This is a genomic window from Paenibacillus doosanensis (assembly GCF_025060755.1).
In the GTDB taxonomy this organism is placed as follows: Bacteria; Bacillota; Bacilli; order Paenibacillales; family NBRC-103111; genus Paenibacillus_S; species Paenibacillus_S doosanensis.
This window is the reverse complement of record NZ_JANYUY010000016.1, coordinates 74,043-86,544: the sequence shown is the minus strand read 5'-3', so window position 1 is coordinate 86,544 and position 12,502 is coordinate 74,043. Positions and strand designations below refer to the sequence as shown.

The window sequence follows — 12,502 nt, the reverse complement described above, 5'->3', positions numbered from 1 at the left end:
GATGGAAAAAAAAGCGAAGATCAGCATCGGGATTATTGGCATGGGCAACATGGGCAAGCTTTATTATGAGCAGTTGTCCCATATGGAGCATTGTCAGGTTGTATCCATATGGAGCCAAAAGGAAGAAAAAGTAAATCAGCTCGCCGAGGAATACGGTGTACGGGGCTATACCGATTATATCGCGATGCTCGACGCCGGGAATTTGGATGCGGTTATCGTGGCTACGCCGCATTATCAGCATACGACCGTAACGATCGAGGCGCTGCGCAGACATATTCATGTTCTGGTGGAAAAGCCGATAGCCGCCCATGTGAAGGACGCGGAGCGGATGGCTGCGGTCTATGAGGAGCAAAAGAAGCTCAAGCCCGAGCTCGTATTTGCCGCGATCTATCAGCAGCGCACAACTGCGCAATGGCAGTTTATCAGGCAAGTGGTACAGGAAGGCAAGCTCGGGAAGCTGATGAGGTTTGCCTGGTTTAATACGAACTGGTTCCGTCCGCAGGCCTATTTCAATGTAGGGAACTGGCGGGGCACATGGAAGGGCGAAGGCGGCGGCGTGCTGTTGAACCAGTGCGCGCATAATCTGGATATGATGTGGTGGCTGTTCGGCCTGCCTCAGGCCATTACGGCAACGGCTGCGTTCGGAAAGTACCATCATATCGAGGTTGAGGATGAAGTGCATGCCGTACTGGAGTACCCGGGCGGGCTGATGGGAAGCTTTGTCGCTTCTACGTCGGAATGGCCCGGCACCGACAGGCTGGAAATCGTCGGGGAATACGGCAAGCTCGTGTACGAGGATAAAAAAGTGACGCTGTATCAAAATGCAGAGTCCGCGCTTGACTATATTCAACACGCGAAGCAAGCGTTCGGTACGGTCAAGCATGACGTATCGGAAATGGCCTGGGAAGAAAGCGCCGGACCCGGGCATGAACGGATTTTGGAGGATTTTCTTCAAGCGATCGCAGACGGGCGAGAGCCGCTGGTTCCCGCGGCAGAAGGATTGCATTCGCTCATGATCATCAACGGCATGGTGCTGTCCTCCATCCGCGAGAGCAAGGTGCGTCTGCCGTTCGACAGCCATGAGTATGACCAGGAGCTGCAAAAGCTGATTCAACATTCCACGTACCGCAAGCCGGAGGCGGATCACGATCAGGTTATGGTGGATGTTAAGGATTCGTTTCGGTGAGGGGAAAAAAGAAGAAACGGCTTTGTTAAGCCGTTGGAATCTATGGAGAAGGCTGAAAGATTCAGATGGGCTGTGGTGCTCCGGTGAGGTATCCCCTTCCGGCCACTCTTGTTCTCGGGAAATTTTGATTATATTCCGCTTTATAGCGGGTATTTCCCGAGAACAAAGGCGGACGCTATTCGCTCCTACAGGGGACACCTCACCTACCACCTTTCGCATTTTTCAGGGGCAACAGGCTTCTCAACAGACAGAAGAAACGGCGGTAGGTGCCGTTTCTTCTTTTTTAATTTTAATTTAGAAGGGCGGAAATTTCGCTCATTTGGAGGTTCTTATATAGGTTTGAAATAAGGATTTGACTTTTTCGCTCAAATAATGACTGCCGCCGCGTTCTTGAACCTGCTCGACCATCAAGGCGAGCAGAAGTTGGGGGTTGTCGGTGTTGAAGGCGACGAACCAGCCGTTCTCTTGTCCGGAGACGTCTTTCTTCTGCTTCAGCTCGGCGGTGCCGGTTTTACCGGCCAATCGCAAGGCTTTGATCATAGCGGCGTGGCCTGTGCCGGCCGGATTTTCGATGACCTCGACCATTTTGTCGGTTACGGTTTTGACGACGTCGGGACTCAGCAGTCCGCTTTTCCAAGGCTCGGGCTTGGCAGCCTCGCTTAAGAGCAGGGTCGGCTTCAGCATCGTTCCATTGTTCGTAAACACCGTGTATGCGGTGGCGACATGAAGCGAAGTCATGACGACCTCTCCTTGACCGTACCCCGAGTCGGCCAATTGAATATCGTTCTTCATCTTCGGCGTATTGGAGAGGGAAGAAGTGTCGAAGGCGAGCGGGAGGGGCATTTGCTCTCCGAAGCCGAACTTGCCTGCGTCCTGCATAAATTTTTGTTCGCCCAGCTCCAGCGCCACTTGAGCGAAATAAATATTATCCGAGTACATCATCGCCTTGGACAAATCGACTTGGCTTTGGGATACGGATACCCGAGATACATAGTAATTGCCCCAGGATGAGTCCTTCTTCCAGGTTTTCCCGACAATTTCCTTCGCCGCATTCGGGTCCAGCGTGTGCTCCTGCAAAGCAATAGCGGCTGTAATCGGCTTAAACGCCGAGCCAGGGGCATAAGTCCGGGCAAAACGGTTCAGCAGAGGCTTGTTAGGATCTTCCGTCCATGTCTTCCATTGATCGGCGGTGACGCCGCTAATGAACAGGTTCGGGTTATACGACGGAGCGCTAACCAGGGCCAATACTTCCCCTGTCATGGGCTGTATGGCCGCGCCGGACCCGGAGTCCTTGGCGAGCTGACGATATAAGTCGGACTGCAGCGCCGAATCGATAGTCAGCTTGACGTCCTCGCCATTTACGGCTTCCCGGCTTGCCAGCGTCGCTTTTTCCTTGCCGTCCGCATCGACGATGTAGATACGCCCGCCGTCCTTGCCACGAAGCTTGGATTCCAGGGAAAGCTCCAAGCCGGTTTTGCCGATCCAATCATCGGCTCCATACCCTTTATCCTTGTATTTGGCCAGGTCTTCCGCAGTCAGCTTGCCTATGTATCCGACCAGATGGGCGGCCGCTTCCTCCAATGGATAGGAACGCACCTTTTTCGTACGGTAAGTTACGCCCGGTATCGCCGCGAGCGCCTCGAACCGCGGATCTCCCTTAGGGATGATAGTCACAGGAACGAAATAATCCGGTTTTACCCAAGAGGCATTGAGCAGATTTTGGATGGCTTTCGGGTCCAGCTTCAACAGATCGGCCAGCCTCTGGATCGAGCTGTCCGAGGCTTCCGGCAGCTTCTGCGGAATAAGGCCCAGCTCCAGCTTATCTTCATTGACGGCCAGTCCGAAGCCCTGCCGATCCAGAATTTCCCCGCGCTCCGCCTTCGTATCCAGCACCCTGACTTTATCCGTGTCCCCCAATTTGGGATGAATCAAGGTGGAATTCCATTGAACTCTCCAGTTGGCGTCCTCTTTGACGAGAAGCGCATTCTGATCGTAGGAGATAGGACCAAATGCGCTGTTCATATTGACATGCAGCTGATAGGACTGCTTATCTTTGATTTTTCGGTTAGGATCTTGTTCTATCGGCTGCCATTGGATGGAGAAATCGTTCATCCCGATGCCGTCATAGATGGATTTGTGGCGGGTTACGAACGCGGTCGCGTCGATTTTTTGTTTGGATTCGGCGGTGAGCCATTCGTACATGGCTTCGTACTGCTGCTGCTGCCAGGCGTTCGCGAACGATTGCATCGCCTCGTCCGGCGTCGGTTCATTGCTTTTGCAGCCCGCCATGGCGACCAAAACGCAGGTGAGCGCAAATAAGCGGCCCCATGCCGCGATTCGATTTTTTTTCATCATTCACCATTCCCTTGCATTTCCGTTGCTATCTTAAAAATGGTGGTGATTTTGTCACGGCCTGCGGTCGATAGAGGTTTCCACAAAGGCGAACGCTTCGCTTCTCCAGATCGCTCTCGCTTGCTTCGTTGACTTTTTCACCACGCTTTTAATTGTATAGATAAACTTGGCAAGGATGAATGGCTGCACTCTGATAATCCTCTCACAGCCGGCTGATGAGTGCGGGGGATTCACTTTACCGCACCTGCGATACGGCAAGTTTTTCGCGAACAAGCTTCTTTTAACTACCGCGGGCCCTCTCCCTTACGTCATTTGAGCCGTCTGCTCGATCGCGCCGTCGCCGCGCATGCGCTGCTTGAATTCCTTCGGAGAGCATTCGTTATGCCGCTTGAATAGCTTGTAAAACTGCGCCATATTGGGGATGCCGACCGCTTCGCCGACTTCCATAATGCTGATGTCGCGGGTGAGCAGGAGGCGCTCGGCTTTTTTAATCCGTTTATAATTAACATAGTCAACAAACGAGAGACCCATCACTTTTTTAAAATATTTGATGAAATAATGATAGCTTAAATTGAGCACGGCGCAGGCCTGCTCGATCGCGATTTTCTCAGCCAAATGGGCTTCCACGTAATCGAGGGCGGGCTGCAGCCGCATCAGCTCGGCGTTATCCGCTCCGTGCAGCACTTCCTGAGTATCGTGACGCAGCAAGAGCAGCAGCAGGCGGCGGATCGAGGCGCTGATGGCGAGCTCGTAGCCTTTGGCCCGGTGCTGAGTTTCCTGATAAATGTCCATAATAAGGTCATAAGCTTGCCGCTGCACCTCCGGGTGCTCGCGGAAAATATAGTTCAACTGCCCGAGCGGGCGCCGGGCTTCGCTGAAATAATGCAAATACGGCATCGTGCTCTCGTCAAAATGCTGGGACAGATCGAACTGGCAGACAATATAGGCGAGCGGCGCCGGCAGCTCCTTCTTCGTCCGGTGCAGCTGGGAGGCGCCGAACAGATGTACGTCGCCCGCCTGCAGCAGCCGCGTGTCATGCTTCGTCTGGATGCTGAGCCCGCCTTCGATCAGGATGAGAAACTCGACTTCCTTATGGTAATGCCAGCGGTTGACTTGGGTTACGGGAACGGTCGCACCTGGGCTTTGGATTTGCCATATTTTCAAGCGGAGCAGAGGATTCTGGTAATCGACCAGTTCATTGTGCGCGTCCGTTTCGTTATCGTTCCACGTCGTCATGCGGCGGCTCCAACCTCCATTTCCATATATAGGGAGACAATTTTGCATAGCGTTCTGCTTACTTAGGTAAGAATAGTATAGCATGTTTGGAGGGACGAGGACATTTTTGCATACAGATGCGGCAGTATTGAGAATATCTTTCGGGCGGCGGCATCTTATATAATCAAGGAAACGACAACGCCATTATAATGGAGGTATGGGAACGATGAGTCAAAAGCTGAAAGTAACCGTCTGGAACGAATTCCGTCATGAAAAAGAAAATGAAAAGGTGCGTTCCGTATACCCGAACGGCATTCATCAAGCGATCGGCGAAGGCTTGGGCGCCGAGGTGGAGGTATCTTACGCAACCTTGGACGAGCCGGAGCACGGGCTGAGCGAGGAGAAGCTGAACAATACCGACGTATTGATCTGGTGGGGGCATAAAGCTCACGGGGCGGTTGACGACGCGATCGTGGAGCGCGTTCAACAGCGCGTGCTGCACGGCATGGGACTGATCGTCCTGCACTCCGGCCATTTCTCGAAAGTATTCAAAAAGCTGATGGGCACTTCCTGCGATCTCAAATGGCGCGAAGCCGACGAGAAAGAACGCCTCTGGGTCGTAGCGCCGAGCCATCCGATCGTGGAGGGCGTCGGTCAATATATCGAGCTCGAAGCCGAGGAGATGTACGGTGAGCACTTCGACATTCCGCAGCCGGATGAGCTGATCTTCGTAAGCTGGTTCGAGGGCGGAGAAGTATTCCGCAGCGGCTGCACGTTCCACCGCGGTCAAGGCAAAATCTTCTACTTCCGTCCGGGTCACGAGACGTACCCGACGTATTACAACGAGCAGGTGCGCACGGTCATCCGCAATGCCGTACATTGGGCGGCTCCGACAACGCGCGAGTACCCGTACTACGGCAACCATAAGCCGCTGGAGCCGATCAAGGCGAAGCAGGCCGCGCAGCAAGGCTAAGGCGAAGAAGCCGACATCGTTATTTCGGGTCCGGCCAAAGAAGGTGGTTCCTTCTTCGGCCGGGCTTTTTGCTTAGGCAGGCGAAAGAAGGGCTATGTAGATGCGGGAGGTTCGCTTATATCTATATCATCGCACTTCAACCGCTGCATGGGCTAGCTTGGCCCAATTTATGAGGGCAGCAGTGAACGGTGGGCATTCTGCGCTATGTGCAGCCTCCGCGGCTCATTGCACGGATAGAGCGAGCGATGCCTGAAAGCATTGGGCAGCACGCCGAACCCGCTGCGGGCCAGGCGGCCGGCACGATGGCAAGGTAGTTCCTGGCAGCGTATTGACGCGGAGGAAGAGTTTCCGCTAAGCTAGTTATTGTATGCGGGGAGTAAACATTCGCGGTCTCTGACCGGTTAATCCATTAGCTTTAATGAACTACACGAGAACCGATGATAAGGGGCACGGAGGACGCCATACATTCGGAATATCGCAAGCGTTTGCTTTTTGCCTATGTAGACGGGTTTTTATTTACATAATTGGTTAAGCCGGAATTCCAATGGAGAACGGAAGGGCCGATGGATGCGACAGCGCATTTTTGAATCGGGCTTGAGCGGGCAGGGCGCGATGCGCAAGAAAGCGGGCTTGGCTTGCCGGCTACATAGGGAAACAGAAAGAGCCGCCCTGTACGAACAGCGCAGCTCTTTGTTTGCATTTCGGTTCATGTTGCGCAGCGCACCGGCAGGGCGTGACGAAGGAGAGGCAATGGACGTTTTGTCTTTTGGCTTGGCGGATGAGCGGGAATGCCCCCGGCCCATCATGCGTCAATGGCAAGCTGCGTGCACCTTGAAAAATACGTTACAAAAGCTCATTGCTATGCCTATTTGATTCTCCGCTGCTGTTCCCCGGATGTCTCGATTGGTGGGCCCTTGACGGGTTGAAATCCGGGGACAGAGGGGGCCGCTGACGCTTTTCCCCATTCAAATGATCTGTCCGCTGAACCGAGTAGAAGGTAAATATTAGCAAAATGATAGTGATCATGCAGCGTTAGCGGCAAAATAGGCAGTCATTATTCATTCAATATGCACAAAAGTAACTCCATCGGACAGACTCTTAACGTCGGGTACGGCGTTTGACCTTCGTTTTGTGTGCGCCTCCGGCCTTGCGTCTGCGCCTGCGTCTCCGTTTGGGGGCGGCATCGGCTTCACCGTCTTTTTTCTTAAGGAGCGATCCCATCAGCATCTTGACTAGGGGGGCCGCTTGTTGTACGCTTTGGACCATGCGCTGTACTTTGGACATCGTATCCAAGATGCCTTCGATACCGCCCATCCGGTCAATAAGCTGCTTAATTTGTCCGATGTTGAAAGAGCCTCCGCCTCCCCCGCCGCCTCCTAGCCCGTTCAAGAGCGATGAGAGGCCTCCGCCACCCCCGCCGCCTCCGCCGGACGGCTGCACAGGCACGGGAGATTGCGCGAAACTGCTGACTTCCATGCCCGGATACTGCGCGGGGAACTGTCCGCCTCCGGAGAACGGCGGCGCTTGTTGAAGACTGCGTGTCGATGCCCCTTGGTTCCCAATAATTGGCCTTTGATAACTCACAGGTTTCACGATCCTTTGTTATGGATTTCATCAAATACAGCCGAAGCTGAACGGTTAGTGATGATAGAGGATATAGATTGCATAGACGTTTTACCTAATTTAGTTTATGTGGTAGGCTAATGGATGGATTGGACTCCTATCACGGTTTTGTCATGTTTTCAAGGTTTTACCTCATCACCGCATAAAAATAGTAACGAATTGCTAATCTAAAGGAAGGATTTCCGCTTCAAGCGTCGAATATATTCCTTTAAAGCAATGCAGCAGACCATCAAGGGGTTGAAATTAGATATGCAATTGAAAAAACTGAACGATAAAGCGATCGACCAGCTGTTCGAAGCGGTTTTGACGCTTAAAGATATTGAAGAATGCTATGTATTTTTTGACGATCTGTGTACCGTGAACGAAATCCAATCCTTGTCTCAACGTTTGGAAGTTGCGCGGATGCTGCGCAAAGGCAATACGTACAATCAGATCGAGGCGGAGACGGGGGCCAGCACGGCGACGATTTCCCGTGTCAAGCGCTGCCTGAACTATGGGAACGACGGTTATAAAATGACGCTGGAGCGTCTCGGACGCTAACCTCTCCAAACCAAGCTTCGCGCGCAAATCCTTCTCGGTCCAAGACGGGAGGGATTTTCTTCGTGCCGCCTAAATCCCGCTTCGTCCCCTGTGCTGCCGCACCGGCCTAACGTATGATCGTGCTCCGGGGAGGCATGGGATCACTTCACTGAGTACCGCCACCATGATGTTCGTAAAGGCAAAAGGCCGCGCAAGCCAAGAAGCGCCTCCCGCCATGACGCATTCCTGCCGGTACGGATGCATTCCCGCAAGCGGTTAACTCATAGGCAACAATATGAAGGCATTTTATGCTATAATAAGTCAGGTTGTGTTAACTTTGCGCTATGTCTGTAAGGCCTATGTCCTGCATTGCGCATCGTGGTCGCTGGTCTCGGGAAGACTTGGGGTCCTTTTTCTCATGCCATAACAAGCCGATGCTCGGGCAGAGCCGGACTTCGCGGGATGTCGCATCTTGGGGTTATGAGCTTTCCGGGCGGCCTGAAGAGGGACAAGAGTCGGCCGATGCACTGAACCTGAGCCTGAATCTGCATTTGAAAACGGGTGCAGCGGCAATGCTAAGAACAAGTCCTATTGGCAAAAAAGCTGCCGCTGAACACGGCCCGGACACCGGTGAAAGAACATCGATAGATGGTTTTCTCATGCGAGAGGGGATACTTGGTGGTAAAATACGGCATATTAGTCATAAGTCACGGTTCGCGCAGCGAAGAATGGGTACGTCTGGTCGACGAGGCCGTGGAGGCGATGAGCGTTCCGGAGGGCGTGCCGGTATATTCTTCTTTTCTCGAGATCGTCGAAGGACGGCTTATCCAGGACGGGATTACCGCTCTGGAAGCGCAGGGGATTACGGATATAATCGTGATTCCGCTGTTCGTCTCTTCGGGCAGCACGCACATCGATGAGATCGGCTATGCGCTCGGGGTGAAGGCTCGGCCTGAGCTGCCTACGGATATGCAGCCTTTCGACATACGGGCTCGTATTCATTTCGCGTCTCCGATCGATGACGATCCGGATATTGCGTCGATTGTTTATGAAAAAATGAAGCCGTTATCAGCCGATCCTTCGCGGGAGCTCGTTCTGCTCGTCGGACATGGCAGCAGCGAGCCGGGATTCCACGAACGGTGGCAGGAAGGGTTAAGCAGGCTGGCGGAGCGGATTCAGACGCTGGGCGGCTTCGATGAAGTCGGTACGGCGATGCTCCTGCCGGATCAAATACAAAGCAAGCTGGAAGCTTGGCGGCGGAGGAAGCCGGAGCATTCGGTGCTGGTGGCTCCGTTGTTTTTAAGCGAAGGGTACTTCACAAGCGAGGTGATTCCTTCTCGTATGCAAGACTATACATATAAGTACAACGGGAAATCGCTGCTGCCGCATCCGCTGCTCGCGCGGTGGATGGAGAGGCAGACGGCTTCTTTTTGGAGTGGTAACCATGCGGCAAATCGAGGCGAACGGGTGATTAAGGAATGACCAAACGTGCAAGACTGATATACAATCCAACTTCCGGCAGGGAAGAAATGAGAAAGCGGCTTCCCGAAATACTGCAGAGGCTGGAGCGCGGCGGTTTGGAGACGTCGACTCACGCCACCATCGGGGAAGGCGACGCCACGCTGGCGGCAGCCGACGCGATTGAGCGCGGCTTCGACATCATCATCGCGGCCGGCGGCGACGGCACGCTGTATGAAGTGATCAACGGCATGGCGGAGAAAGCGTACCGTCCGGCGCTAGGCATTCTGCCTCTCGGGACGACGAACGATTTCGCCAGAGCGCTGAACATCCCGCGCAGCTGGGAGGGGGCGGTCGACGTCATCTTGCAGCAGCATACGCGACCGATCGACGTAGGCAAAATGAATCAGCGCTACTTCATCAACATTGCCGGAGGCGGCTCCCTTACAGAGCTTACCTATGAGGTCCCGAGCAAGCTGAAGACGATGATCGGCCAGCTCGCCTATTATATGAAAGGGCTGGAGAAGCTGCCGCGGCTGCGCCCGATCGAGCTCTACATCCGTACGGATGAAGGCGAGCTGCATGAGGAGGTCATGCTCTTCCTGATCTCGAACAGCAACTCCGTCGGAGGATTCGAGCGCCTCGCGCCGGATGCGTCGCTGAGCGACGGCCTGTTCGACGTGCTGATTCTGAAGAAGTGCAACCTCGCCGAGTTTATCCGCCTCGTCACCCTCGCACTGCGCGGCGAGCATCTGGGCGATCCGAACATTATTTATTTCCAAACGCGTCATATTCAAGTGACCTCTCCCGACTACGTGCAGATCAACCTTGACGGCGAATTCGGCGGCACCCTGCCGTGCGTATTTACGAACTTGCCTTCGCATCTGCACATCTTCGTAGACGAGAGCGGGCAGTCGGTATATAAAACAAATCCTCTGCAGCAGATCAAGCTGCCATGGAAAATCAAAGCTGGAGTGGACGGAAATGAGCAGGAAGAGCAATAACAAAGGCCCGCGGCCGCAAGGCAAAGGACGGCGGCAGGACGGAGCCGGACCGGGCGAGTCCGGGGCGGGACTTCAGGCAGGGGCGCGTTCGATGAGGACCGCTGCACCAGGAGCAGGACGGAACGGAGCTAAGCGAGGTTCGCACGGAGCAGGAATGGAGTCCGGGGCGGGATGGAAGGCAGAGGAGCAAACGGCGAGGACGGCTGCGCCCGGAACAGGACGGAACGGAGCAAAGCCGGGTTCGCGCGGCGCCGGAACGGAGTCCGGCGATACTCGGGCGGGGCAAGCGGGAAGATCGGGTTCGGCGGCCTTCGGCCAGCCTAACGCCGGAAGAAGACCGGCCCGGCCTGCCGCAGACTTAAGCGGCCTGCCAGTGGCCAAAAATGAAGAAGTAGAAGCCGACATCGTCGGCATCGGGCACGAGGGAGAAGGGGTGGGCCGTGTGAACGGCTTTACCCTTTTTATTCAAGGGGCTCTGCCCGGCGAGCGCGTGCTCGTCAAAGTGCTCAAGCTGAAGAAGCAGTACGGCTACGCTAAGCTGCTGCGCATCATTAAGGCCAGCCCCGACCGCATCAAGGCGCCCTGTCCGATCTACAGCCAGTGCGGCGGCTGCCAGCTGCAGCATCTGAGCTATGAAGCCCAGCTGCGCTTCAAGCGGCAGCTTGTGGTGGACAACCTGGAGCGGATCGGGAAGTTGCGGGTTGCGGGGGCGTCTGAAGGGCAAAGAGAGGGCGAGGGCATCGTCGTGCATCCGACGCTGGGAATGAGCGACCCTTGGCGCTACCGGAACAAGGCGCAGGTGCCTATCGGCTTCGCAGCCGCAGCGGACGGCGAAGAAGGCGGCCTCGTCGGCGGCTTCTATGCCCAAGGCAGCCACCGCATCATCGATATGGATGAGTGCCTCATCCAGCAGGAAAACAACGACCGTGTCGTCGCGGCGGTCAAACGAATCGCCCGCGAGCTTGGCATCCGCGCCTACAATGAAGAAACCCACAAAGGCTTGCTGCGCCACGTCGTGGCGCGCTACGGCTTCAATACGGGCGACATCATGGTCGTCCTGGTCACCAACGGCGGAGATATTCCGCGCCGGGACGAGCTCGTCGGCTTAATCCGCGAGGAAATCCCCGGCATCAAGAGCATCTGCCAGAACATCAACACCGAGCGGACGAACGTCATCTTCGGCGACCGGACGCGAGTCCTGTGGGGCGACGATGTGATCTACGACACCATCGGCGACATCCAGTTCGCGATCTCGGCGCGATCGTTCTATCAAGTGAACCCCGTACAGACCGAGGTGCTGTACGGCCAAGCCCTCGACTTCGCCGGGCTGACCGGCGAAGAGACCGTGATCGATGCCTACTGTGGCATCGGCACGATCTCTTTGTTCTTGGCGCAACGGGCGCGCCAAGTGTACGGCGTCGAGATCGTCGGCGAAGCGATCGACGATGCTCGGCGCAACGCGCGGCTGAACGGCATTCGCAACGTTCAGTTCGAGACCGGCGCGGCCGAGGTGGTCATCCCCGAATGGCGTCGGCAGGGCATCACCCCCGACGTCATCGTGGTCGACCCGCCGCGCAAGGGCTGCGACGGGGCGCTGCTCGACACGATCCTCGAGATGCGTCCATCTCGCGTAGTGTACGTGTCTTGCAACCCGTCGACGCTGGCCCGCGACCTCCGTGTACTGGAGGACGGGGGGTATACCACCGTTGAGGTTCAGCCGGTGGATATGTTTCCGCATACCGTTCACGTAGAATCGGTAGCTTTGTTGGTGAGGAATGGTACAGAAGGTTGGGAGAGCAGTCGTGGAGCGGGTTTGGGGAGTAGTACAGATGAAATGAAAGTGTGAAACATGGGTAAGGAAGTAAGAGTGTTGACTGAATGTTGACGAAATCAATAGATTAATAGAAGATCCCTGATTCTTGAATTGAGCGTTTTTAGGACAGGGGTTCAAATCCCTTCGCCTCCATCTGAAAACCCGCTCTTGGAGCGGGTTTTCGCCTTTTCTAAGCTCAAATTGTAGTCTAAATGTAGCCCTAACTTTTTTGGACCCCTCAGTTGTGAGGTGTCTTGTAGTCCCTTTGGGCTACAATCGGTTTACTTAACATTTTATTCATATGATGCTATCATTACTTGGAACTCCATTCAAAAAGCAGATTAGCAGCGACCTGATAG

The 12,502-nt window shown here is 54.8% G+C and carries 11 protein-coding genes; 7 read left to right on the top strand and 4 right to left on the bottom strand.

The window, feature by feature from the left end; translation table 11 throughout:
• The first annotated feature begins 1 nt into the window (after position 1).
• Positions 2-1,186, top strand: coding sequence for a Gfo/Idh/MocA family protein (locus tag N0M98_RS13810; RefSeq protein WP_259618230.1), 1,185 nt, complete (start codon positions 2-4; stop codon positions 1,184-1,186).
• Positions 1,187-1,501: 315 nt separating this feature from the next.
• Here N0M98_RS13810 and N0M98_RS13805 read toward each other — a convergent pair whose 3' ends face one another.
• The 3 genes from N0M98_RS13805 to N0M98_RS13795 all read right to left on the bottom strand — a co-directional run bounded on the left by N0M98_RS13805 (position 1,502) and on the right by N0M98_RS13795 (position 4,774).
• Positions 1,502-3,541 carry a penicillin-binding transpeptidase domain-containing protein gene (locus N0M98_RS13805; RefSeq protein ID WP_259618229.1) on the bottom strand — a complete coding sequence of 680 codons (2,040 nt, stop codon included), beginning with the start codon at positions 3,539-3,541 and terminating at the stop codon, positions 1,502-1,504.
• A gap of 51 nt (positions 3,542-3,592) precedes the next feature.
• Positions 3,593-3,727, bottom strand: coding sequence for a hypothetical protein (locus tag N0M98_RS13800; protein ID WP_259618228.1), 135 nt, complete (start codon positions 3,725-3,727; stop codon positions 3,593-3,595).
• 114 nt (positions 3,728-3,841) lie between these two features.
• Positions 3,842-4,774 carry a helix-turn-helix domain-containing protein gene (locus N0M98_RS13795; protein ID WP_259618227.1) on the bottom strand — a complete coding sequence of 311 codons (933 nt, stop codon included), beginning with the start codon at positions 4,772-4,774 and terminating at the stop codon, positions 3,842-3,844.
• Between the two features lie 205 nt (positions 4,775-4,979).
• On the opposite strand from N0M98_RS13795, the gene N0M98_RS13790 reads away from it, so the two are divergent.
• Positions 4,980-5,726, top strand: coding sequence for a ThuA domain-containing protein (locus N0M98_RS13790; protein ID WP_259618226.1), 747 nt, complete (start codon positions 4,980-4,982; stop codon positions 5,724-5,726).
• A 567-nt stretch (positions 5,727-6,293) separates the two neighbouring features.
• Entirely contained in the window at positions 6,294-6,599 is a 306-nt protein-coding gene (locus N0M98_RS13785; RefSeq protein WP_259618225.1) for a hypothetical protein, read from the top strand.
• 225 nt (positions 6,600-6,824) lie between these two features.
• Here N0M98_RS13785 and N0M98_RS13780 read toward each other — a convergent pair whose 3' ends face one another.
• Positions 6,825-7,310, bottom strand: a complete 486-nt coding sequence (locus N0M98_RS13780; RefSeq protein WP_259618224.1) for a hypothetical protein — start codon at positions 7,308-7,310, stop codon at positions 6,825-6,827.
• A gap of 288 nt (positions 7,311-7,598) precedes the next feature.
• Between N0M98_RS13780 and N0M98_RS13775 the strand changes: the two genes are divergently transcribed.
• The 4 genes from N0M98_RS13775 (at position 7,599) to rlmD (ending at position 12,176) form a co-directional block, all read left to right on the top strand.
• A complete protein-coding gene (locus N0M98_RS13775) occupies positions 7,599-7,889 on the top strand; it encodes a YerC/YecD family TrpR-related protein (protein ID WP_028549983.1) in 291 nt (96 codons plus the stop codon).
• Between the two features lie 657 nt (positions 7,890-8,546).
• A complete protein-coding gene (locus tag N0M98_RS13770) occupies positions 8,547-9,350 on the top strand; it encodes a sirohydrochlorin chelatase (protein ID WP_259618251.1) in 804 nt (267 codons plus the stop codon).
• Complete coding sequence (locus N0M98_RS13765; protein WP_259618223.1) at positions 9,347-10,330, top strand: diacylglycerol kinase; 984 nt, start codon at positions 9,347-9,349, stop codon at positions 10,328-10,330. Before N0M98_RS13770 ends, N0M98_RS13765 begins: the two co-directional genes overlap by 4 nt.
• Before the next feature lie 154 nt (positions 10,331-10,484).
• Positions 10,485-12,176, top strand: coding sequence for a 23S rRNA (uracil(1939)-C(5))-methyltransferase RlmD (gene rlmD, locus N0M98_RS13760; protein ID WP_375295483.1), 1,692 nt, complete (start codon positions 10,485-10,487; stop codon positions 12,174-12,176).
• Positions 12,177-12,502 lie beyond the last annotated feature (326 nt).

Coding starts and splice junctions, on each gene's coding strand:
- N0M98_RS13775 (WP_028549983.1), top strand. CDS start 7,599: ATGCAATTGAAAAAACTGAACGATAAAGCGATCGACCAGCTGTTCGAA.
- N0M98_RS13810 (WP_259618230.1), top strand. CDS start 2: ATGGAAAAAAAAGCGAAGATCAGCATCGGGATTATTGGCATGGGCAAC.
- N0M98_RS13790 (WP_259618226.1), top strand. CDS start 4,980: ATGAGTCAAAAGCTGAAAGTAACCGTCTGGAACGAATTCCGTCATGAA.
- N0M98_RS13805 (WP_259618229.1), bottom strand. CDS start 3,541: ATGATGAAAAAAAATCGAATCGCGGCATGGGGCCGCTTATTTGCGCTC.
- N0M98_RS13785 (WP_259618225.1), top strand. CDS start 6,294: ATGCGACAGCGCATTTTTGAATCGGGCTTGAGCGGGCAGGGCGCGATG.
- N0M98_RS13765 (WP_259618223.1), top strand. CDS start 9,347: ATGACCAAACGTGCAAGACTGATATACAATCCAACTTCCGGCAGGGAA.
- N0M98_RS13795 (WP_259618227.1), bottom strand. CDS start 4,774: ATGACGACGTGGAACGATAACGAAACGGACGCGCACAATGAACTGGTC.
- rlmD (WP_375295483.1), top strand. CDS start 10,485: ATGGAGTCCGGGGCGGGATGGAAGGCAGAGGAGCAAACGGCGAGGACG.